The 23,172-nt window shown below is 54.8% G+C and carries 18 protein-coding genes; 12 read left to right on the top strand and 6 right to left on the bottom strand.

Going from position 1 to position 23,172, the window contains the following annotated elements:
- Nucleotides 1-22: 22 nt before the first annotated feature.
- From P0G09_RS04350 to P0G09_RS04370, 5 genes are all read right to left on the bottom strand, one after another.
- Entirely contained in the window at nt 23-3,844 is a 3,822-nt protein-coding gene (locus P0G09_RS04350; protein WP_207684849.1) for a DNA-directed RNA polymerase subunit beta, read from the bottom strand.
- Between the two features lie 442 nt (nt 3,845-4,286).
- A complete protein-coding gene (rpoD, locus tag P0G09_RS04355; protein WP_275252034.1) occupies nt 4,287-5,366 on the bottom strand; it encodes an RNA polymerase sigma factor RpoD in 1,080 nt (359 codons plus the stop codon).
- 41 nt (nt 5,367-5,407) lie between these two features.
- Nucleotides 5,408-7,183: a DNA primase gene (dnaG, locus tag P0G09_RS04360; RefSeq protein WP_005930570.1), complete on the bottom strand. Its 1,776-nt coding sequence runs from the start codon at nt 7,181-7,183 to the stop codon at nt 5,408-5,410.
- A 21-nt stretch (nt 7,184-7,204) separates the two neighbouring features.
- Nucleotides 7,205-8,203: a deoxyguanosinetriphosphate triphosphohydrolase gene (locus P0G09_RS04365; RefSeq protein ID WP_156060749.1), complete on the bottom strand. Its 999-nt coding sequence runs from the start codon at nt 8,201-8,203 to the stop codon at nt 7,205-7,207.
- A 209-nt stretch (nt 8,204-8,412) separates the two neighbouring features.
- Nucleotides 8,413-9,033 (bottom strand): YigZ family protein, encoded by a 621-nt coding sequence (locus P0G09_RS04370; RefSeq protein WP_117504766.1) that lies wholly within the window; start codon nt 9,031-9,033, stop codon nt 8,413-8,415.
- Nucleotides 9,034-9,102: 69 nt separating this feature from the next.
- Here P0G09_RS04370 and P0G09_RS04375 point away from each other — a divergent pair, with 69 nt between their 5' ends.
- Nucleotides 9,103-9,666: a hypothetical protein gene (locus P0G09_RS04375; protein ID WP_275252035.1), complete on the top strand. Its 564-nt coding sequence runs from the start codon at nt 9,103-9,105 to the stop codon at nt 9,664-9,666.
- A 100-nt stretch (nt 9,667-9,766) separates the two neighbouring features.
- Nucleotides 9,767-10,675 (top strand): DUF4300 family protein, encoded by a 909-nt coding sequence (locus tag P0G09_RS04380; RefSeq protein ID WP_242699270.1) that lies wholly within the window; start codon nt 9,767-9,769, stop codon nt 10,673-10,675.
- A gap of 433 nt (nt 10,676-11,108) precedes the next feature.
- Here the strand turns inward: P0G09_RS04380 and P0G09_RS04385 are convergent, their stop codons facing one another.
- Nucleotides 11,109-11,972: an AraC family transcriptional regulator gene (locus tag P0G09_RS04385; protein ID WP_156065494.1), complete on the bottom strand. Its 864-nt coding sequence runs from the start codon at nt 11,970-11,972 to the stop codon at nt 11,109-11,111.
- A 249-nt stretch (nt 11,973-12,221) separates the two neighbouring features.
- Between P0G09_RS04385 and P0G09_RS04390 the strand changes: the two genes are divergently transcribed.
- The 10 genes from P0G09_RS04390 (at nt 12,222) to P0G09_RS04435 (ending at nt 23,070) form a co-directional block, all read left to right on the top strand.
- Nucleotides 12,222-13,592: a glycoside-pentoside-hexuronide (GPH):cation symporter gene (locus P0G09_RS04390; RefSeq protein ID WP_275252036.1), complete on the top strand. Its 1,371-nt coding sequence runs from the start codon at nt 12,222-12,224 to the stop codon at nt 13,590-13,592.
- A gap of 115 nt (nt 13,593-13,707) precedes the next feature.
- Nucleotides 13,708-16,791, top strand: a complete 3,084-nt coding sequence (locus tag P0G09_RS04395) for a glycoside hydrolase family 2 TIM barrel-domain containing protein (RefSeq protein WP_275252037.1) — start codon at nt 13,708-13,710, stop codon at nt 16,789-16,791.
- A gap of 27 nt (nt 16,792-16,818) precedes the next feature.
- On the top strand, nt 16,819-16,947 hold the full coding sequence (locus P0G09_RS04400) for a hypothetical protein (protein WP_275252038.1): 129 nt from the start codon (nt 16,819-16,821) through the stop codon (nt 16,945-16,947).
- A 117-nt stretch (nt 16,948-17,064) separates the two neighbouring features.
- Nucleotides 17,065-17,967 carry a LysR family transcriptional regulator gene (locus tag P0G09_RS04405; protein WP_097801426.1) on the top strand — a complete coding sequence of 301 codons (903 nt, stop codon included), beginning with the start codon at nt 17,065-17,067 and terminating at the stop codon, nt 17,965-17,967.
- A 229-nt stretch (nt 17,968-18,196) separates the two neighbouring features.
- Nucleotides 18,197-18,733 carry a flavodoxin family protein gene (locus P0G09_RS04410; protein WP_015538303.1) on the top strand — a complete coding sequence of 179 codons (537 nt, stop codon included), beginning with the start codon at nt 18,197-18,199 and terminating at the stop codon, nt 18,731-18,733.
- A 33-nt stretch (nt 18,734-18,766) separates the two neighbouring features.
- Complete coding sequence (locus P0G09_RS04415; RefSeq protein ID WP_275252039.1) at nt 18,767-19,927, top strand: iron-containing alcohol dehydrogenase; 1,161 nt, start codon at nt 18,767-18,769, stop codon at nt 19,925-19,927.
- A 2-nt stretch (nt 19,928-19,929) separates the two neighbouring features.
- Nucleotides 19,930-20,670, top strand: a complete 741-nt coding sequence (locus P0G09_RS04420; protein ID WP_275252040.1) for a carboxymuconolactone decarboxylase family protein — start codon at nt 19,930-19,932, stop codon at nt 20,668-20,670.
- Between the two features lie 86 nt (nt 20,671-20,756).
- Nucleotides 20,757-21,602 (top strand): aldo/keto reductase, encoded by an 846-nt coding sequence (locus tag P0G09_RS04425; protein WP_207686352.1) that lies wholly within the window; start codon nt 20,757-20,759, stop codon nt 21,600-21,602.
- A gap of 81 nt (nt 21,603-21,683) precedes the next feature.
- Nucleotides 21,684-22,376, top strand: coding sequence for a flavodoxin (locus P0G09_RS04430; protein ID WP_275252041.1), 693 nt, complete (start codon nt 21,684-21,686; stop codon nt 22,374-22,376).
- Nucleotides 22,377-22,443: 67 nt separating this feature from the next.
- A complete protein-coding gene (locus P0G09_RS04435) occupies nt 22,444-23,070 on the top strand; it encodes a flavodoxin family protein (RefSeq protein WP_097801422.1) in 627 nt (208 codons plus the stop codon).
- The last annotated feature ends 102 nt before the right edge of the window (nt 23,071-23,172 follow it).

Here is a 23,172-nt window from a genome sequence, read left to right on the forward strand (position 1 = left end):
CGAACCCTTTCTTAATCTCTAGTTAAAAATCCACTTCGTCGGAAGCGGGAGCCGCACTGCCGGAGTTGTCATCTTCCAGCACAGAAGGATCATCGAAGCCTGCGTCAGCATCCTTGATGGTGTAATCGTTCAGCAGCTCATTCTCGTTGGTAACAGTCTCGGAACCTGCAACATCACGCATATCAAAGCCGGTCTCTTCGTCGTCGAAGTTCTGGCGCATATCGATCTCGTTGCCGTCCTTGTCCTGGACCACAACGTCCATACCCAGAGACTGCAGCTCCTTCAGCATAACGCGGAAGGACTCGGGGATGCCGGGCTGCGGGATGGGTTCGCCCTTGACAATGGCCTCGTAGGTCTTGACACGGCCCTCAACGTCATCGGACTTGACGGTCAGGATCTCCTGCAGGGTGTAAGCGGCACCGTAAGCTTCCAGAGCCCAGACTTCCATCTCGCCGAAGCGCTGACCGCCGAACTGAGCCTTGCCGCCCAGAGGCTGCTGGGTGACCAGAGAGTAGGGGCCGGTGGAACGGGCATGGATCTTATCATCGACCAGGTGATGCAGCTTGAGGTAGTACATATAACCAACGGTAACGCGGTTATCGAACTTCTCACCGGTACGGCCATCGTAAACGGTGGTCTTGCCATCACGGTCCAGCTCGATCTTGGAGAAGTCGATGATGTGGCCCTTCTCACCCATGATCTTGGGCAGCTTGGTGGGATATGCGGGAGCATTCTCACCGTGCCACAGCTCACGGGCGGTATCGAAGGTATCGCCGATGTCGTTCTCGCGAGCAGAATCGAACACGGGGGTCATAACCTTGATGCCGCATGCCTTGGCAGCGTAGCCCAGGTTGACTTCCAGCACCTGACCGATGTTCATACGGGAAGGAACGCCCAGGGGGTTCAGCACGATGTCCAGCGGGGTGCCGTCGGGCAGGTAAGGCATATCCTCCTGCGGCAGGATGCGGGAAACGACACCCTTGTTGCCGTGACGGCCTGCCATCTTATCGCCGACGCTGATCTTACGCTTCTGAGCGATGTAGCAGCGGACGACCTCGCGGACACCGGGCTGCAGCTCATCGCTGTTCTCAGGAGTAAAGACCTTGACATCCACGATGATGCCGTACTCGCCGTGGGGCACGCGCAGAGAGGTATCACGGACTTCGCGGGCCTTCTCGCCGAAGATGGCGCGGAGCAGGCGCTCCTCAGCGGTCAGCTCGGTCTCACCCTTCGGGGTGACCTTGCCGACCAGGATGTCGCCGCTCTTGACCTCGGCACCGATGCGGATGATGCCGCGCTCGTCCAGATCCTTCAGGGCATCCTCGGAGACGTTGGGGATATCACGGGTGATCTCCTCAGGTCCGAGCTTGGTGTCACGGGACTCGGTCTCGTACTCTTCAATATGGATCGAGGTGTACACATCCTCGCGGACGATCTTCTCGTTCAGCAGGACAGCGTCCTCGTAGTTGTAGCCCTCCCAGGTCATAAAGCCGATCAGGGCGTTCTTACCCAGAGAGATCTCACCGTTGCGCATTGCGGGACCGTCGGCCAGCACCTGACCGGCCTTGACGCTCTCGCCCACCTCAACGATGGGACGCTGGTTGATGCAGGTGCCTGCGTTGGAGCGGGCAAACTTGACCAACGGGTAGTTGTCCACGCCGCCCTGTGCATTGCGGACGGTGACGTGGTCGGCATCCATCTTCTCAACGATACCGTCGTTCTTTGCCAGAACAGCGGTGCCAGAGTCGGTGGCAGCCTTGTATTCCATACCGGTAGCCACGATGGGCTGCTGGGTGACCATCAGAGGCACTGCCTGACGCTGCATGTTGGAGCCCATCAGAGCACGGTTACAGTCATCGTTCTCCAGGAAGGGGATGCAGGCGGTCGCAACAGAGACCATCATTCGGGGCGAAACGTCCATATAATCGACCTTATCGGCATCGATTTCCAGGATGTCATCGCGGCGGCGGGCAGAAACGCGGGGACGGATGAAGTGCTTGGTCTCATCCAGAGGCTCGTTGGCCTGAGCAACAACGTACTCGTCCTCAACGTCAGCGGTCATATACTCCACTTCATCGGTAACGACCTGATCGATCAGCTTGCCGTTTTCGTCGTAAGTCTTTTTGACCTTGCGGTAGGGAGCCTCAACGAAGCCGTACTCGTTGATCTTGGCGTAGGATGCCAGATAGGAGATCAGACCGATGTTGGGGCCTTCAGGGGTCTCAATGGGGCACATACGGCCATAGTGGCTGTAGTGAACGTCACGAACCTCGAAACCTGCGCGGTCACGGCTCAGACCGCCGGGGCCCAGAGCAGACAGACGGCGCTTGTGGGTCAGCTCGGCCAGAGGGTTGTTCTGGTCCATGAACTGAGACAGCGGAGAGGAGCCGAAGAACTCCTTGATGGCGGCGACCACAGGACGGATGTTGATCAGTGCCTGCGGGGTGATAACGCTCTGATCCTGGCTCTGCAGGGTCATGCGCTCACGGATGACGCGCTCCATGCGAGAGAAGCCGATGCGGAACTGGTTCTGCAGCAGCTCACCAACGCTGCGGATGCGACGGTTGCCCAGATGGTCGATATCATCGGTGGTGCCAACGCCGTGGCCCAGACCGTTCAGGTAGTTGATGGAGGACAGGATGTCCTTCACGGTGACGGTGCGGCCGATCAGCTGGTCATGGTTGCGGCGGAGCATTTCCTTCTGCTCCTCCACATCGGAGGTGGTGTCGAGGATCTTCTTGATCTCATCAAAGGAGCAGCGCTCGTTGATGCCGCACTCCTTGACATCAAAGGAGAAGAAGCCCTGTGCGTCCACACAGCCGTTGGTGATGACCTTGACCTTCTTGCCCTCGATGCTCAGAATAACGGTATCCACACCGGCGGCATCTGCCTTCTCGGCCAGCTCACGGGTGATCTTGCCATTGGCCTCAACGATGATCTCGCCGGTCAGGGGAGCAACAATGTTCTCAGCGGCAACAAAGCCGGTGATGCGGCGGGCCAGAGACAGCTTCTTGTTCATCTTGTAGCGGCCGAAACGAGACAGGTCGTAGCGGCGCGGATCGAAGAACAGCATGTTGATCTGGTTGGTAGCGGACTCCACCGTGGGGGGCTCGCCGGGACGCAGCTTGCGGTAGACCTCCAGCAGGCCCTCGTCCTGGTTCTTGGTGGTGTCCTTCTCCAGAGTGGCCAGGATGCGCTCATCCTCGCCAAAGAAGTTCAGGATTTCCTCATCAGAGGAAAGGCCCAGCGCACGGCACAGCACGGTGACGGGCAGCTTACGGTTCTTATCGATACGGACATAGAACACGTTGGAGGCATCGGTCTCGTACTCCAGCCATGCACCGCGGTTGGGGTTCATGGTTGCGCTGTACAGGTCGTTGCCTACCTTATCTTTGGCATCTCCGTAGAATACGCCGGGAGAACGGACCAGCTGGCTGACGATAGCACGCTCAGCACCGTTGATCACAAAGGTGCCCGCATCGGTCATCAGCGGGAAGTCGCCCATGAAAATTTCCTGGTCCTTGACCTCGCCGGTCTCCTTGTTCAGCAGACGGGCAGTCACGCGCAGGGGGGCAGCGTAGGTCACGTCGCGCTCCTTGCACTCCTTGATGCTGTACTTGGGCTCTTTATCCAGACGGAAGTCCACGAAGCTCAGCGCCAGGTTACCGGTGTAGTCCTCAATGGTGCCGATGTCATGGAAGACCTCTTTCAGGCCCTCGTCCAGGAACCACTGATAAGAGTTCTTCTGGACCTCGATCAGGTTCGGCATACTGATGACTTCGTCGATGTGGGAGAAGCTCATGCGCTCGGTTTTGCCGAGCTTTACGGGCTTGACTTTCATCATAAAATCAACCACTCCTTACTTTTATACTCTACGGATATTGCGTTATACGGGTCAGATTTGAGCACACACACATAAATCGACCCGTATCCTCCAAGGAAGTTCGTCGCTTTTCACAAACTTTTCGGTCAACACCGTCCAGCCGCTTTCAGCGCAGCTCCCTTTTTGGCGCACTAGGCCATTATGTGATACTAATGCAGTATACACCTCAAAAGCCTTGCTGTCAAGCCATTTTTCGCATTTTGGCCCAATATTTTTGTCAAGCCCGCGATTTCATGGTACGCACGGGTGCGTGTAAGCTTTGCGCATTTTGGCTCTTGATTTTTGAGTTTTGCACGTTCTCACCAAAAACACCCTTGTGCATTTTGTACACCTTGGCTCTTGATGCGTGCTCTCCCCTGCCCATGCAAAAAGCACCGCAGCTGCCTGCGGTGCCCTTATGTGCTCATTCTTCCAGATAATCCCGCAGACGCTTTGCGCGGCTGGGATGGCGCAGCTTGCGCAGAGCCTTGGCCTCGATCTGCCGGATGCGTTCCCGGGTCACGTTGAATTCCTTTCCCAGCTCTTCCAGGGTGCGGGCCTGCCCGTCCTCCAGCCCGAAGCGCAGAGTCAGCACCCGCTCCTCCCGGGGTGTCAGGCTCTTGAGGACGTTTGCCAGCTCCCGCCGCAGCAGTTCCCGCCCGGCCTCGTCCACCGGAACGCCTGCTTCCTCATCCTGAATAAAATCCTCCAGGTGGGCATCCTCTTCCTCACCCACCGGTGTTTCCAGGCTGATGGGGTCCTGCGCCAGCTGCAGCAGCTCCCGCACCCGGTCAGGCTCCATGTCCAGCCGGACGGCGATCTCTTCGGCTGTGGGTTCCCTGCCGTTTTTGCGCAAAAGCTCCCCTGTCGTCTTTTTCACCCGGTTGATGCTCTCCACCAGATGCACCGGGATGCGGATGACCCGCCCCTGATCGGCAATAGCCCGGGTGATGGACTGCCGGATCCACCATGTCGCGTAGGTCGAGAACCGGAACCCCCGGTCAGGTTCAAACTTCTCCGCCGCCTTCATCAGGCCGAGGTTCCCTTCCTGAATGAGGTCAAGGAAGGGCAGCCCCCGCCCGGCATAGCGCTTGGCCACCGAGACCACCAGCCGCAGGTTTGCTTCGCTCAGTTTCCGCCGGGCATCCGCGTCCCCGGCCTGCGCGGCCCGGGCAAGCTCCAGCTCCTGTTCCATTGTCAGCAGCGGCACCCGGCCGATCTCCTTCAGATATGCCTTCACCGGGTCATCCAGCGCTACGCCCTCGGCTGAGAGCTCGTGCTCCAGTTCCCCGATCTGTGTTTCATCCAGCCTGGGCATGTCCGCTTCTTCTTCGGTTACACGGATGCCCCGGGCTTCCAGCGCCGCATACAGCGCATCCAGCCCGGATACATCGTATTCCTGCTCATCCATGGCCCGGCTGATCTGCTCGGGTGTCAGGGTATGGCGGCGGGCCCGGCCTGCCAGGATCTTTACCAGTTCTTCCGTCTGCGACAATTTCCGCATGATTCTTTCTCCTTCCAGCTCCAGCCGGAGGAGAGGAACGGTCAGTCGTCCGCAGGGTCTGTGCCCTGCTTCTTTTCTCGCATCGACTGGAGATACCGTATCAAATCATCATTGGACATTTCGGCCGCCTTGCCTGCCACAGGGGTACCCCGGGCAATGCGGTCCAGATAGAGCCGGATATCGTCCGGCGTACAGTTCACATCGCTGTATTGTGCCGCAAGGCGGCTCAGCTCATTCAGCGCCTCTTCGCTCACAAAGGGGCGCAGGGTGGAAAGGCTGATTTCGATTCCCTGCTCCTGGCACTGCAGAAACGCTTCGTACAGCTCCTTCTGCTGGGGCAGAACGAACTTTTCCGGGCTGAGCTGGGCCCGCACCTGCGGGATATAGCTTGGCTCCCGGAGCATGGCGGCCAGCAGCCGCTGTTCTGCCGAGGCAACCCCCAGCGCCTGAGAGCCGCCCGCACTGTAAGGCACGCTGATCTGGTGCATCTCACCGGACTGCAGCCGTGCCTGATTCTGCGCCCACCGGCGTTTGCTGTTGGAGCGCTTTACTGCATCGGCAAGCTGGGTCATAATGGCGTTCTTGGAGATGTTCGTTTCCTCAGCCAGCCGCCCGGCGTAGACCTCCTGCTCGGTGGGGTTGGAGCGCTCCGCCAGCATATTCACGGCTTCTTTGACATATTCCAGCCGCTGGGCATCCTGCTTGAGGTCGTATTTGTTCTTGAGCCGCCCCAGCCGGAAGTCCAGCGCGTTGCCCACGCCGTCCAGCAGTGCCTTGAACCGCTCGGAGCCATACTTTTTGATGTACTCATCCGGATCTTTTGCACCCGGGATCTGCAGCACGCCCACCTTGACCGGGCTGTTGCGGAACAGTTCCAGCGAGCGCAGGGTGGCCTTCTGGCCGGCCTCATCCGAGTCGTAGCTCAGAATGACTTCCTCCGCGTACTGGCTGATGAGCTTTACCTGATCCGGAGTCAGGGCCGTGCCGCAGGCGCAGACCGCCGTGTCGATCCCCGCCTGATGCATGGAAATAACGTCCATGTAACCCTCGCAGAGAACGAACCGCCGGGAAGCGCTCTTCTTGGCGATCTGCAGTGCGAACACGGTATCCGACTTGTGGTAGACCAGTGTCTCGGGGCTGTTGACGTACTTGGGTTTGGAATCGTCCAGCACACGCCCGCCAAAGGCAATGATGTTGCCCCGCAGGTCAAAGATGGGGGTCATCACCCGCTTCCAGAACAGGCAGTAGATCCGGCCCGACTGGCTGCGCTTGAACAACCCGCTGGCATCCAGCTCCTGCTGGTTGTACCCCTTATCGCGCAGATACTGGTACAGCCCCTGCCCGTCATCCGGTGCATAGCCCAGCCCGAACCGGACGATGGTCTTGTCGTCCAGACCGCGCCGCCGCCAGTAAGCCCGGGCCTGCCGGGCTTCCTCGACCGTGGAATTCAGGCAGGCGTGGAAGTACCGCGCGGCTTCCTTGTTCATAGAAAGGATGCGGCTGCGCAGACGGCCCGTCTTGTCGTCCTCCTGCGGCTCCGGCATTCCCGCGCGGGCAGCCAGCATCTTGACCGCCTCGGTGTAGTCGATGCTGTTGATGCGGCGGACGAAGTGGATGACATCGCCGCCCACGCCGCAGCCAAAGCAGTAAAAGCTCTGGGTATCCGGGTAGACGTAGAACGAGGGGGTCTTTTCGCTGTGGAAGGGGCACAGGCCGCCGTACAGCCGCCCCTTCCGCTTGAGCTGGACATAGTTGCCCACCACATCCACGATATCGGTGCGGCGGGTCAGTTCCTCAATATATTCGTGTGGGATCATTTTGGTATTCCGATGCTCCTTTTATAACACATGCCACTTGCGGGGCACAAAGACATCCTCAAAGGTACGGATGGCGAATTCATCGCTCATGCCGCTGATATAGTCCGTCACTGCGCGGTCGCGTCCTTCCTGATAGGCCAGCTGCAGGTAGAAGTTGGACATCTGTTCGATGTGGGTCAGGTAATACTCATACAGCTCGGTGAGCACCTTTTCCACCTTCTGTTCTTCCTTTTTGGCGCTGCGATCCACATAGACGGTGCGGTACATGAAATCCTTGAGGGCCAGGAAGGCTTCGTTTTCCTCTGCGCCCACCTGCACATCCCCCTCGCTGCTGCGCAGGATGCTGTTGATCATGGTGGTAATGCGCTGAGACTTCGTCTCACCCAGCACGGCGGTGCATTCTCTGGGCAGGGTGGCCGGGTCCAGCACACCGGCACGCACGGCATCCTCGATATCGTGGTTCACAAAGGCGATCTGATCCGCCATGCGGACGATGCGTCCCTCCGGGGTAGCCGCCCAGGTGCCCTTGGTATGGGTCACGATGCCGTTGCGCACCTCCCAGGTCAGGTTCAGGCCCCTGCCGTCCTTTTCCAGCTTGTCCACCACACGCAGGCTCTGCATATAATGCCGGAATCCCTCCGGGCAGAGCTTGTCCAATGCGCTCTCCCCTGCGTGGCCAAAGGGCGTGTGCCCCAGGTCATGGGCCAGGCTGATGGCCTCGGTCAGATCCTCGTTGAGGCGCAGGGCGCGGGCGATGGTGCGGGCGATCTGCGCTACCTCCAGCGTGTGGGTGAGCCGGGTGCGGTAGAGGTCGCCCTCCGGCGAGAGGAACACCTGCGTTTTCTGCTTGAGCCGCCGGAACGCCTTGCAGTGGATGATCCGGTCACGGTCCCGCTGGAACACCGGACGGATAGGGTCCTGCTCTTCGGGTCTCACCCGGCCCCGGCTGGCATCGCTGAATGTTGCCCAGGAGGCCAAGGTCAGCCGCTCGATCTCTTCGGTGCGCTGTCGTACATCCATCAGGAACCCTCACTTTCTGTTTTCTCCCCCTCCTCTCGCACGGCGCAGCCGATCCCCATGCCGCGTCTGCGGCAAGTATAGCACACCCGCCCTGTCGAAGGGGGAAAGTATTTGTCTTAGAACGAATAAAACTTCTCGATCTTGCTGCCGCTCCCCAGCCTTCCCCGCAGGGAAGTCTGTGTCATAACGGCAGGCAGTCAGTTTGTAGGTCAGAACGGAGCGTAGAACGGCTGTGACACACTTACCTGTGCACCGCCCCGGGTCAACTCCCGGAGCTGCTCCAGCAAGGGCGGCTCCGTACCCTCGGGCATCTGCCAGCGCAGGGTGACACGATCGGTGAACTGGGGGTCTGCAAGCTTTGCCCCCGCCGCCTGGATGAGCAGCGCCGCCCGCTCATAGAGCGAGTAGTCCACCGTCACTTCCAACTCCACCACACTGCGTACCGTGACCACCTCGGCAGCTTCCAACGCGCGGGCGGTGGCGGTGGTATAGGCCCGCACCAGGCCGCCGGTGCCCAGCAGCACGCCGCCAAAGTACCGGGTGATGACCACGACAAGGTCGGTCAATCCGCTGTGCTGCAGTACTTCCAGCGCCGGGGTTCCCGCCGTCTTGGCCGGTTCACCGTCATCGGAGTAGCGCTCCCGGTTGCCCTCCCGCAGGCGGTAGGCATAGACATTGTGCCGGGCCGTGCGGTTGGCTGCCCGCACCTGCTCCAAAAAGGCCACCGCCTTTTCCTCGCTGTCCGCAAAGGAGAGCTGCGCAATAAAGCGGCTCTTCTTTTCCTCATATTCGCCGGTGGCCGTGCCCCGGATGGTGCGGTAATCCTCCACGCTGGTTCCTCCTGCCCATTGATTTGATTTAATAAGTATAGCATAAATCCCGGCAAAGAAAAAGCCTGCTTGCTGGCACTGCGTACCGTAAAACTCCCGTTTCAATCTTCACGAGTGATTTTTCTTGGAAGAAGCCCCGCCGAAGAACATCTGCCCGACATTATACAAGCGAAAGAATGTATGAAAAAGAAGAAACACATCTCAGAAGAGCAGCATTATCTCTGTGAAATCGGTCTGGAAAAGATGCCATATGGATCTTCCTGGCTCTACAAATCTTATACAGAGGAAAGCCTCACGCACATCACGATTACGGCCTATTATAATGTGGGCGAGACGTTTCTTCAAACTCCCACTGCAGCATGGGGAAATCTATGGGATTGCCGTGCCGCGCTTCGCAAGTTGGTATCCTCCGTCTATCTGGAAAGCGATTTGAACCTTCTATTCGGAAAAAACGGAAAATTCTTATTCCAACTTGGGTATACTCCTGTTGTGTCCGACATGAAGAAAATCGTTCAGAAAACTGCCGCATTGTCTTTCCCCAAATGGGCGTTAGCCGTATGGGATATGGATACTGCCAACATTATATATGGTCAAATACGACAGAAGTCATTGATTTTCTTTGTTTATCTGTGATACCATTCGTTACGAGACCAACGGCGTTGCTCTCTTCGCTTATGGTTGAGACTCCGGCACTCAAAGAAACTTTCCAAAAAACACAACGAGGTGACCATTTTTGAAACGTCGAACTTTTCTTGTCTGCACCGCTGCACTTTTTTGCGGTGCGCTTCTGGCAGGAGGCTGCACTCAAAAAACTTCTCAGCCCGTCCTTCAGCAAATTGAATACTCCAATTTGGCAGATTCGGATACACAAGCTCTTCTTTCCAAGCTTTTGCAGGATGCCGGCGTATCCGACCTACGGATACAGACCTTCTTTGATCATGTGCAAAAGTTCAACAATGCTGTGGACCCGGCATGGCTCACCACAGGGTTTGAAAATGCCAAGCCTTCGGATCTGAAATACGATCCTTACTCCATGCAGGACGCATGGACAGAAAAATACGATACCTTCCCCGGCTGGAACTGTCGGATTACCGCTTGTGGGCTGTTCGGTGATTTTATCACTGTCACGGGCAAGGCAGACCTTGACTCAGCCGAGGACACCCTGTTTATGGACTATGAAACACTGGATTCTGACCCAGAATCCCTTTGCGGCGATGAACGGCAAAAATTTGATGCGCTGTTCGCCCCAGTTAAAACCACTAATACGACCGATATTCCTACCCATTTGAAAACGATTCAGCAGGAATGGAAGAAACGCGGTCTCTCCTTCGTGGACGATGATAAGATTCGTCTTGTCTCCGTAGTCCTGCACGACCAATTCTCTGAAACGGACAATTCTCTTATGATCGGTCATGTCGGCGTTATGCTTCCCACATCGGATGCAGTATATTTCGTTGAAAAGGTCGCTTTTCAGGAGCCGTATCGCTTGTTGAAGTTCAAAAATCGAACCGAGTTGAGCGATTATCTGATGCTGAAATACGACAACTCGTGGGGACAGGATACCGCCCACACCTTTATTATGGAAAATTCAGACCTGATGGACGGCTGGCGCATTCTTGACGAACAGGAAAACGCAAGCTAAAAGCATCGCATTCATTGGGAACCGTTCGGTCTGACAGATCATTCGCCCTCTGATGTCAAAAGGACGCTGCAACCTCTCACCCAGAGGCGGCAGCGTCCTTTTTATATCGGAATGTTTGGTTCGCAGGGGAACTCCGTGCTTATGACAGCGTGTTGATGAACTCCACAAAGGAGGACATATTTGCATTGAGCCAACCGATTGTATGAGGCTCTTCATAGGAGCATTGCATTATCCAGTATGAGGCTAGAAGAACTGACACTGCTCCCTAAAGTAAAAAATGGTAGATACCACTTTTTCAATAAGCATACAGCCGCTCCATGCAAAGTTCCCGCTCTGCCATGATGGATTCATCCGTTGGGTCGTAGACTTGTTGGCTGTGGATCGCATTTTTTATCGGCACGGTTCTACTCTCCTTATTTATAAGGAATCTTTCTCATTTTTCAGTAGATTCCTCCAGATTCTTTCGGTACTGTGCCGGACTGACACCATACTCTTTCTTGAATACCCGGCTAAAATAGAGTGGGTTATCATACCCTACGATCTCTGCAATTTCTCCAATATTGTATTCGGTGTTCTCCAATAAGCTTTGTGCATTTACCATCCGAAGGGACAGGATGTATTGTGCAGGGCTTATTTTCATGTACTGCTTAAAATTACGGATAAACCAGTTCGTACTGATATGCAGCGATTCTGCGTAATCGTCCACACTGACCTTTGTATTATAATTCTCGTTAAAGTAGGCAACGGCGGCTTCGATTTCTTCGGGGATGCTTGTAGTTGTTTTCTCGCTTTCCTGCTGTTGCCTGCTTACTAAAAACAGAATGATGTTGAAGAGAGAAGCAATATAGTCTTCATAGCCATATTCACATTGTTGCAGTTCCCGGATGATCTTTCGGAACAGCATTTTGTAATCCGGCAGTGTGCCGCTGTAAAAAACGTGCTTATCCAAGGGTATTCCGTGATAGTTCAGGATGTTTTTGACATCATATCCTGTAAAGTGAATCCAGAACACCTCTGGATGATCTTCTACATAGTAGACATACTTCTGGATTTCTTTCGGCTGATAAAGCACCATGTGTCCAGAAGTCACCACTTCCTCAACACCATCGAACCAGAAGTGTGCTTTACCAGATGCCACATAGAGGATTTGATAGTCTCTGCGACCCTTTGCCCAAAAAGTAGGCAGCTTAGGGCGTTTTTTCAAGCGATAAGTGCCGCAGCTGCCTACGACCAGCGGCTTTGAGTAGTCTTTGAAATCCAAACGGGAGTTGTGCAAATATCCTGAGTTGAAATACATCCCTGCGTCCTCCTCATCTTCAGAGATTTTACAGTGATTTGGGAAATGTTCTATCAAAAAATCACAAACTCTTTGATTTTGTGCATATTTTGTTTCATCTTGTCTATATCTTTTCGTTCCATTAGATTCTATAATATTTTCAGACGAAACGCAAGAGATTTGGGCAACTTGCGTAATGAGAATTCCAGTCTGAAGTGCGCAGCAGATTGGTCGCGCCCACACAAAACATGCAAGATGGGAGAAAGCACAATGACTGGGAAACGTTATCTAAAGTGGTATAATAAAGTCGGCTATGGTTCAGGCGATATTGCAGGCAACGTGGTGTATGCATTCCTGTCCTCCTTCGTCATGATCTATCTGACCAACACCATTGGCCTGAACCCCGGTATTGTCGGCACTCTGATTGCAGTTTCCAAGCTGCTGGATGGTGTGACGGACATTTTCTTTGGTTCTTTGATTGACAAAACGCATTCTAAGATGGGCAAAGCCCGTCCTTGGATGCTGTACGGCTACATTGGCTGTGCCATTACGCTGGTGGCAATTTTCGCCATCCCGACCAATCTGGGACAGTTTGCACAGTACGCATGGTTCCTGATCGCATATACTCTGCTGAACGCTGTATTCTACACTGCCAACAACATTGCTTACTCTGCACTGACTGCTCTCGTCACGAAGAACAGTGCCGAACAGGTCGAGATGGGTTCTTGGCGTTTCATGTTCGCCTTTGCCACCAGCCTGCTCATCCAGTCCATCACGCTGGGTGCTGTTACGGCATTGGGCGGTGGTGCTGCCGGTTGGCGCACTGTTGCAATCATCTACGCCATCATCGGTCTGCTTGTCAACACCCTCTCCGTTTTCTCCGTGAAGGAACTGCCGGAAGGCGAATTGGTGGATACCACCAACAAAAAGGAAATCGAGCAGGACGAAAAGTACAATCTGGTTCAGGCTGCAAAGCTGCTTGCTGGTAACAAATTTTATATGATGATTTGCGTCACCTACATTTTGCAGCAGATCTACGGTGCCATGATCAGCATGGGCACCTACTATGCAACCTACATCCTTGGCAACCAGAATCTGTTCGGTGTATTCTCTTGGGCAATCAACATTCCTCTGATCATCGCACTGGTGTTCACCCCGACCCTGGTTGCAAAGTGGAATGGAATGTATAAGCTGAATGTAATGAGCTATACTCTGGCAACGATTTCTCGTGCACTGGTTGCTGTGGCTGGTTACATGGGCAGCGGCAATGTGACCTTGATGCTGCTCTTTACTGCAATCGCAGCTCTTGGTCAGGGTCCTTGGCAGGGCGATATGAACGCTGCGATTGCTGCTTGCTCTGAATATACTTGGCTGACGAAGCATAAGCGCGTGGATGGCACGATGTACTCCTGCACTTCTCTCGGTGTGAAGCTGGGCGGCGGTCTGGGTACTGCCATCACCGGCTGGCTGCTGGCTGCAAGCCATTTTGACAGCGCTCTGACCGTTCAGCCGGATTCCTGTATCTCGATGCTGAAAATCATGTATCTGGTGATTCCGTTTGCTCTGGATGCCATCATCACCTTCATTCTCTCTCGTATGAAGGTCGAAGAAGCAAATGAAAAACTGCGTGCAGCAGTCTGATCACAAGCCATTATCATTTCTCCTTCATCTGCTGTTCCCCGGAGGAATCCAACGATTCCTCCGGGGGAGGCTGGAGAAATATTATAAAATTATAAAAGGTAAATGAGGAAATACTATGGCTGCATTTGATTTTACAAAAGTAAAAGACCCCACCTTTTTCAAGGAAAACGTGCTGAATGCTCATGCAAGTTTCCGTACTTACGCTTCCCGCGAAGAATATCTGGCAGGAGAATCTTCGCTTGCGCTGAAGCTGGACGGTATCTGGAAATTCGCCTACGCAAAGAACTACACCAGTGCCATCCCCGGCTTTGAAGAGACGGATTACGATTGCAGCGGCTGGGATGACATTCATGTTCCGGCACACATCCAGATGGAGGGCTACGACATTCCCCAGTACGCGAATGTTCAGTATCCGTGGGATGGCCGTGAAGAAGTACAGCCGGGTGAGATCCCGCAGCGGTTCAATCCGGTGGCAAGCTATGTAAAATACTTCGAGCTGCCGGAATCCATGCAGGGCAAGCCCGTCCACATCGAGTTCGAGGGTGTGGAAAGCGGCATGGCTCTTTGGCTGAACGGGTCTTATGTGGGTTACACCGAGGACAGCTTCTCCGCACACGCATTCGATCTGACTCCCTATCTCCAGCCGGGCGTGAACAAACTTGCTGTGCAGGTGTTCAAGTGGACTTCCTCCAGCTGGTGCGAAGATCAGGACTTCTTCCGCTTCTCCGGCATCTTCCGCAGCGTGTGGCTGTACGCCATCCCCACCGTGCATCTGGAAGATGTATCCGTCAAAACGCTGTTTGCCGGGGATGATTTTACGCATTCCACGCTGGAAGTTGCACTGCAGGTAGAGGGAAATGGCGCGGCCCGTCTGACCCTGCGCCGCAGTGAGCTGGAAGTGTTCTCCGAAAAAATCCCGCTGAACGGCGGCTCTGTTCTGTTCAGCCATGCGGTGGAGAACCCCCACCTGTGGAGTGCAGAGGACCCGGCTCTGTATGAACTGGAAATCGAGCTGCTGGACGATGCAGGCCATCTGGTAGAGGTGACTGGGCAGAAAGTCGGTTTCCGCAAGTTCGAGTTGAAGAACAATCGGATGCTGCTCAACGGCAAGCGCATCGTGTTCAAGGGTGCCAACCGTCATGAGTTCAGCTCCATTACGGGTCGTGCTGTGGGCGTACACACCCATGAGGAGCTGCTTCGGGATATCATCACCATGAAGCAGAACAACATCAATGCCATCCGCACCAGCCATTACCAGAATCAGGATGCGCTGTACGACCTGTGCGACGAGTATGGTCTGTATCTGATCGCAGAGAACAATCTGGAATCCCATGGCACATGGGATATTCATCAGGCTGGCATTCGCGGCATCGAGGGCGTTTTGCCCAACGATAAGCCGGAGTGGAAAGCTGTCTTGTTTGACCGCATGAATTCCACTTACCAGCGTGACAAAAATCATCCTGCTGTTCTGATCTGGTCTCTGGGCAACGAATCGTTTGGTGGTGAGACCCTGCTCCAGATGGCAGAGATGGTCCGCCGCTTTGATGACACCCGTCTGGTGCATTACGAAGGTGTGGTCAATGATCCCCGCTTCCTCGAAACCACCGATATCGAGAGCCATATGTACAGCACTGTGAAGGACATTAAAGAGTATCTGGCACAGGGCGATAAGCGGCCTTATATCGAGTGCGAATATTCTCATGCTATGGGCAACTCCAACGGTGCTTTGCACAAGTACACGGAACTTGCCGACCAGAAGGACTGCGGCTATCAGGGCGGCTTCATCTGGGATTACATCGACCAGTCCATCTGGAAAAAAGACCGCTACGGCAAGTGGTTCCAAGCCTACGGCGGCGACTTCGGTGAGCGTCCTACCGACTATAATTTCAGCGGAAACGGCATTGCCTACGGTGGTGATCGTGCTCCTTCTCCCAAGATGCAGGAGGTCAAGTTCTGCTATCAGAACATCGCCATTTCCATCGACAACTCTGGCTTCGAAGTCTGGAACAAGAACCTGTTCACCTCTACGGATGCTTTCGACTGCGTTGCACTGCTGCATCGTGATGGAAAGTTGTATCAGCAGCAGGAACTGACCAATATTGATGTTGCTCCCGAAGAGCGTTCCAGCTTCCCGCTGCCGTTTATGGTTCCTGCGCTCCCCGGTGAATATGCAGTGACCATCAGCTTCCGTTTGAAGGAGGACACCAGCTGGGCAAAGAAGGGCCATGAAGTCACCTTTGGACAGGGTGTGATCGCTGTGGTCCGTTCCACTCCCAGCAAGAAGGTCACGCCGTTTACCGTTACGCACGGTACACACAACATCGGTGTCCGGGGTGAGAATTTCGATGTTTTGTTCTCCGATCTGAACGGCGGCCTGACTTCCTACCGCTATGCCGGCAAGGAGATGATTCAGGAGATCCCCCGGCCCAACTTCTGGCGCGCTCCCACCGACAACGACTGCGGCAACAACATGGGCGGCGTTCGCGGTCAGTGGAAGCTGGCAAGCCTGTACGCTACCGCCAAGGGCATCGGCAAGGAGATTCCGTCTGTTCATGGCGGCACCATCCTCCAGAACCCCACCTGCGAGGTGGAAGCCGACAGCGTAGTCGTGACCTATCTCTATAACCTCCAGACCAGCCCCGCAGCAGAGTGCAGCCTGCAGTACCGTGTGTTCGGTGATGGCCGCATCCAGACCACCCTGCACTATGACCCGGTGGAAGGACTTGCAGCAATGCCGGAGTTCGGCGTACTGTTCAAGATCGACGCTGACTACGACACGGTGGAGTGGTACGGAAACGGCCCTGCGGAGACCTACTGGGATCGCCAGCATGGTGCCAAGCTGGGCATTTACCAGAACAAGGTCGCAGACAACATGGCGCAGTACCTTGTGCCGCAGGAGTGCGGTGCAAAGACCGCTGTGCGCTGGGCAAAGGTAGTGGACCGCAAGGGTCGCGGGCTGCTGTTTACCGCAGATGCCGCAAAGCCCATGTTCTTCTCTGCGCTGCCCTACACTCCCCATGAAATAGAGAGTGCCAAGCATCCCTACGAGCTGCCCCCGGTCCATTACACGGTGATTCGTGCTATGGGCGAGCAGATGGGCGTTGGCGGCGATGACAGCTGGGGTGCCAATGTCCACCCGGAGTATATTCCTGATGTAACCAAGCCTGTGGAGTTCACCTTTACGTTCCGTGGCATCTGATGATTGCCCGCAAATGAGGTGTTCTCTGTGAAAAAAGCGAAAGATCAGCCTGAATCTGAACCAGCCGAACTAGCATCCCTTGTTGGAGAACGGATCAGAAAGATCCGCAAAGAAGAGGGGGTCAAGCCTAAAGCTTTTTGCTTTATTGTCGCATAGACGAATGCCCTGCTTGCTACAATCGCATACCGCTTATCTCGCTGGAACACTTCTTGATTTTAACACAATCGGATGTTATCCTATTCTTATAGAAATCTCCGAAGGGCAGGTGTTTTCATGTACAATCATCAGCTGGAAACCTTCATCCGTGTGGCGGATGCAGGCAGCTTCAACAAGGCGGCAGAGGAAAGCTACATCACGCCAACGGCCATCATCAAGCAGATCAACCTATTGGAAGATTCCCTTGGTGTCAAGCTGTTCAAGCGTACTCGCCGGGGACTAACACTGACCAAAGCAGGCCGTTCCATGTATCAGGATGCCAAGTACATCATTCAATACTGCCATGATTCTGTCATTCGTGCCCGGAACGCAATGCAGGAGGATTCCAACGTCATCCGCATTGGTTCCTCTCCCATGACACCTGCCCAGCTGCTCATGGAACTGTGGTCGAAAGTGCAGACCATCTGCCCGGACATCAAATTCCAGATTGTGCCTTTTGAAAACACCCCGGAAAATGCACGGGAAATTCTGGCGAACCTCGGCACGAACATTGATGTAGTAGGCGGCATCTTTGATGAAACGATGCTGCATCTGCGCAAATGTGCCGGTCTGGAACTGGTTCGCAGGCCGTTTTACTGCGCGGTTTCCATCCATCATAAACTTGCGGCAAAAGACCGCTTGCAGATCACAGACCTGTACGGCGAAAATCTACTGCTGATGCACCGTGGATGGAGCCACTATGTAGATGAACTGCGGGATGATTTATGGCAGCACCATCCACAAGTAAACATCGTGGATTTTGAATTTTACAGCATGGACATCTTCAACCGCTGCGAAAACACCAACGATGTGCTGCTGGCAATTCCGGGCTGGGCCAATGTCCACCCATTGCTGAAAGTGATTCCAGTAGATTGGGATTACGGTATCCCCTATGGTATCCTGCACTCCCCGAATCCAACACCTGCCGTTCAGCGTTTTCTGGATGCGGCTAAAATAGCCAGCAAGGAATTGTATCGCTGATACGCCACTGCAACGAGAAGCTGCTGCATGAGAAATCATGCAGTGGCTTTTTCTTTTTACAAAAGATGCACTTGACCTAAAGCTGACTCTAAGTGTTACAATCAGGGGGTCAAGCGGGTTGTTTGAACCTTTGAGTTCAAACAAGTGAACAAAGTGGAGATTCCGGGAAATGCAGACTTGCGCTATACTGGAACCAGAAAAAGAGAGTACCTCAAAGGAGGAACGACCAATGAAGAAAGTCTTGATTTTGTCCGGCAGTCCCCGCAAGGACGGCAACTCCGACCTGCTGTGCAGTGAGTTTATGCGTGGTGCGCAGGAGAGCGGCAACGAAGTGCAAAAGATCTTCGTGCGCAGCAAGAAGATTGTGCCCTGCAATGCCTGCTATTACTGCCGCGACCACGGCGGCAAGTGTGCCCTGAACGATGACATGAGCGAAATTCTGGACGCAATGCAGGCGGCAGATGTTATCGTGATGGCAAGCCCAGTGTACTTCTACTCCATTGATGCACAGATGAAGATCATCATCGACCGCAGCCTTGCCCGGTGGACGAACATTCCGAACAAGGAGTTCTATTTCATCATGACCTGCGCGGACGATAACCGTGCTGCCATGGCCTGCACCTTGGAGTGTTTCCGGGGCTTTACCGCCTGCCTGAATGGTGCCAAGGAAAAGGGGGTCATCTACGGCACCGGCGTATATCGGCCTGGCGAGGTGATGTCCTCCCCGGCCATGAAGGAAGCCTACGAGATGGGCAAAAACGTCTGATTTCCCAATTTTATATAAAGGAGTGTAACGGCTATGAACAATTTTCTATTTGAAAACAAGACCAAGGTTTATTTCGGCAAGGGTGGCGTGAAGGAATATCTGGGCTGTCTGCTGGAGCACTACGGCGATACCGTGATGCTGGCCTACGGCGGCGGTTCTATCAAGCACAATGGTGTCTATGATGAAATCGTCGGTATTCTGAACGCCGAGGGTAAGCACATCGTGGAGTTTCCCGGCATCATGCCCAATCCCACCTACGCCAAGGTGCAGGAGGGTGCAAAGCTGGCCCGTGAGAACCATGTGGATTTGATCCTTGCCGTGGGCGGCGGTTCCGTGTCCGACTGCTGCAAGGTGGTGTCCGCACAGGCCAAGGTGGACGAAGATTTGTGGGAGCTGGAAAACACCAAGCATACTCGTCCCACTGCGTTCATCCCGCTGGGCACCATCGTCACGGTGTTCGGTACCGGCTCCGAGATGAACAACGGCGCGGTCATCACCCATGAGGAAAAGAAGATTAAGGGGGCTCTGTGGGGTGCACAGGCCGACTTTGCTTTCCTCGACCCCACCTACACGTTGTCCGTTCCCATGAAGCAGGTCATTTCCGGTGCGTTCGACACCCTGAGCCACGCGATGGAAACTTACTTCGGCAAGCCGGACGAGAACAACCTCTCCGATGACATCAACGAAGCCGTCATGCGCAGCGTCATCCGCAACATCCGCGTCCTGTTGACCGACAAGGACAGCTACGAGGCCCGCAGCGAGCTGGCATGGGCTTCGGCTATGGCCGAAAACGGCATCCTGAAAATCGGCAAGGTCACCGACTTCCAGTGTCACATGATCGAGCATCAGCTGGGTGCCTACACCAACTGCAACCACGGTGCTGGTCTGGCTGTCATTCACCCGGTGCTGTACCGTCACCTGCTCCCGGCCAACACCGCACGTTTCGCCCGCTTTGCACAGAACGTCTGGGGCATCGACCCGGCGGGCAAATCCGAGCTGAAACTGGCACAGGCTGGCGTGGAGGCTCTGGCGGCCTTCATCAAGGAGATCGGGATGCCCACCACCTTTGCAGAACTGGGCATCCCTGCCGACACCGACCTCAAGGCTGTGGCCGATTCCACCGTGCTGACCGGCGGCTGCTGCAAAAAGCTGAGCCATGACGAGATTTACGAAATTTTGAAGGAGTGCAAGTGACCATGAAGAAAATTACAGCAGGCAGAGATGTGCTTGGTGAATTTGCGCCGAAGTTCGCACAGCTCAATGATGATGTTCTTTTCGGTGAGGTTTGGAGCCGGGAAAGCGAGCTTTCTGCACGCGACCGTTCCCTCATCACCGTGACAGCACTGATGGCGCAGGGGCTGACGGATACCTCTTTCGGACATCATCTGCAAATGGCCAAGGAAAACGGAATAACCCGCAGTGAAATTGCGGAAATCCTGACGCACGCTGCGTTTTATGCGGGTTGGCCCAAGGCTTGGGCGGCATTCCGAATGGCAAAGGACATCTGGGCAGATGCGGAAAACACTGATGAAAAGCAGCTGCACCAGAACAGTATGGTCTTCCCCATCGGCGCGCCCAATGACGGCTTTGCACAGTATTTCAGCGGGCAGAGCTATCTTGCGCCAGTCTCCACGGAGCAGGTCAAAATCTTCAATGTGACCTTTGAACCCGGCTGCCGCAACAACTGGCATATCCACAAGGGCGGCGGGCAGATCCTCGTCTGCGTGGCAGGCCGGGGCTACTATCAGGAATGGGGCAAAGAGCCGCAGGAGCTGCACCCCGGCGATGTGATCAACATTATGCCCGGTGTAAAGCACTGGCACGGCGCTGCGCCGGACAGCTGGTTCTCCCATCTGGCTGTGGAAGTACCTGGAGAAAACTGTCGCAGTCAGTGGTGTGAACCAGTGAGTGAAGAAGAATATCAAAAACTGAAATAAGGAGCATGGCATGACCTACGGCGGCATGGCGACCAATAAAAACGAAGCCACGAAACTTGGAAAGAACATTTAAGGAGGAATCTTTTATGGAATACGCAACTCTCAATAACGGCGTGAAAATGCCCATGGCCGGTATTGGCACATTTCTTTTGACCCCGGACGAGGCAGAGGCCTCCTGCGTCAGCGCCTTGCAGAACGGATACCGCTTGATCGACACCGCCAACGCCTACTGCAACGAAAAAGCCGTGGGCCGCGCCATGAAGAAGTCCGGCTTGCAGCGGGAGGAAATTTTCCTCGAAACCAAGCTGTGGCCCAGCTTCTACACCGATGCCGATGCTGTGGACAAGACGCTGGCACGTCTGGACACCGACTACATCGACCTGCTGCTCATTCACCAGCCTGCCGGTGATTACGTTGCCGGTTATCGCCTGATGGAAAAGGCTTACAAGGAGGGCAAAGTCCGTGCCATCGGTCTGTCCAACTTCAACGAGGAGCAGATCAAAGAAATTCTGAGCATCTGCGAAGTCAAGCCCACCATCCTCCAGACCGAAGTTCACCCCTACGCCCAGCAGAAAGAACTGAAAGCCTTCCTCGCCGAGAATGGTATGGTGATTCAGGCATGGTATCCGCTGGGCCACGCTGACAAGGGCCTGCTGGAAGAGCCGTTGTTCACCCGCCTTGCAGCAAAGTACGGCAAGAGCAACGTGCAAATTATTCTGCGCTGGCACATTCAGGCAGGCAATGTGGTCATTCCCGGCTCCAAGAACCCGGCCCACATCCACGACAACTTCGATGTGTTCGATTTTGCGTTGACCGATGCAGAAATGCAGGAGATCACCACGCTGAACAAGGATAAACGGTATTATGAGGTCACGGAGGATAAGCTGGCGGCATTCGCCACCATGTTTCCTCCCGTGGACGATCAGAAGTAAATTTCAAGCAGTTTGTAGCTGGGTGCGGAGAGTTTTTTGCGGAAAATGAACCAGATGAAAGGGTAAATGCAGATGAATAAGATGAAGAATAAAATTTTCCGCCGCCAGTTTTTGCAGGTTGCCGGCGCATCTGCTGCCGCCCTGCTGCTGGCTTCCTGCTCCGGCAATTCCGCTAGCAGTGTGAGCAGTTCTTCTGTGGCTTCCTCGGCGGCATCGTCTGTTGCCGCTTCCAGTGAAGCCGCATCCAGCGCGGCTGCTTCTTCGGAAGCTACCAGCACGGTAACGACTATGGGCAAAACGCTGGTGGTGTATTTCTCCGCCACCGGCACGACGGAAGGTGTGGCGCAGGCCATCGCCGACACCGTGGGTGCTGACCTGTTTGAAGTCGTTCCGTCTGACCCTTACACCTCCGATGATTTGAACTGGACGAACAATGACAGCCGCGTTTCCCGTGAACACAACGACGAGGGCCTTCGTGCTGTGGCTTTGGAAAGCACCAATGTGGACGGCTGGGACGATTACGACACCGTGTTCATCGGCTACCCCATCTGGTGGGGCATTGCCGCATGGCCCATGAGCAGCTTTGTTGCCGTCAATGACTTCACCGGCAAAACGGTCATTCCGTTCTGCACTTCGACTTCCTCCGGCATCGGTCAGAGCGGTGAGCTGCTGGCAGAATTAGCGGACGCCGGCACTTGGCTGGACGGCCAGCGGTTCAGCCGCGGCAGCAGTGAAGCTGACATTACAAGCTGGGTAAATGGCCTGAACCTGTAAGTAGAGCTTTTGTGTGAGGAGAATTTTCTCTTGCGGTAATTTTTGAAATCAAAAGGAGAATGTTTGTATGAAAGCATTGCTCATCAACGGCAGTCCGCGGCCCAACGGCTGCACCTTTACGGCCCTGACCGAACTGGCAAATACGCTGGAAGCCGAGGGCATTGAAACCGAGATCGTCCATGTGGGCAACAAGGACATCCGGGGCTGCATCGCCTGCCGCCGCTGCCACAGCACCGGCTCCAACAAGTGCGTCTTTGATGATATTGTCAACGAAGTAGCCCCCAAGTTGGCTGAAGCCGATGCCTTTGTCATTGGCGCACCGGTGTACTTTGGTTCCCCGGCAGGCGGCGCGATCTCCTTTATGGACCGCCTGTTCTTCAGTACCCTGAACATCGACAAGACCATGAAAGTGGGTGCTTCGGTCGTGACCTGTCGGCGCGGCGGCAACACTGCTTCCTACGATGTGCTGAACAAATATTTTACCATGTGTGGGATGCCAGTGGCCAGCAGCCAGTATTGGAACATGGTCTACGGCGGCTCTGCCGAGGAGGTCAAGAAAGATGCCGAGGGCTTGCAGACCATGCGCACCCTTGGCCGCAACATGGCCTTTTTGATGAAGAGTATCCAGATAGGCAAGCAACAGATCGGCCTGCCCGAAAAAGAACCTGCTATCTTCACAAATTTCCATCATTGAGGAAGTGTTCCATATTTCTCCTTCTTTGTTGCAGGGAAAGCCGGGACGGAAACGTCCCGGCTTTCCCATTCATATAGAAAACCACAAGCTATGCTTGTGGAA

The sequence above is a fragment of the Faecalibacterium sp. DFI.5.82 genome, assembly GCF_029076575.1.
In the GTDB taxonomy this organism is placed as follows: Bacteria; Bacillota; Clostridia; order Oscillospirales; family Ruminococcaceae; genus Faecalibacterium; species Faecalibacterium duncaniae.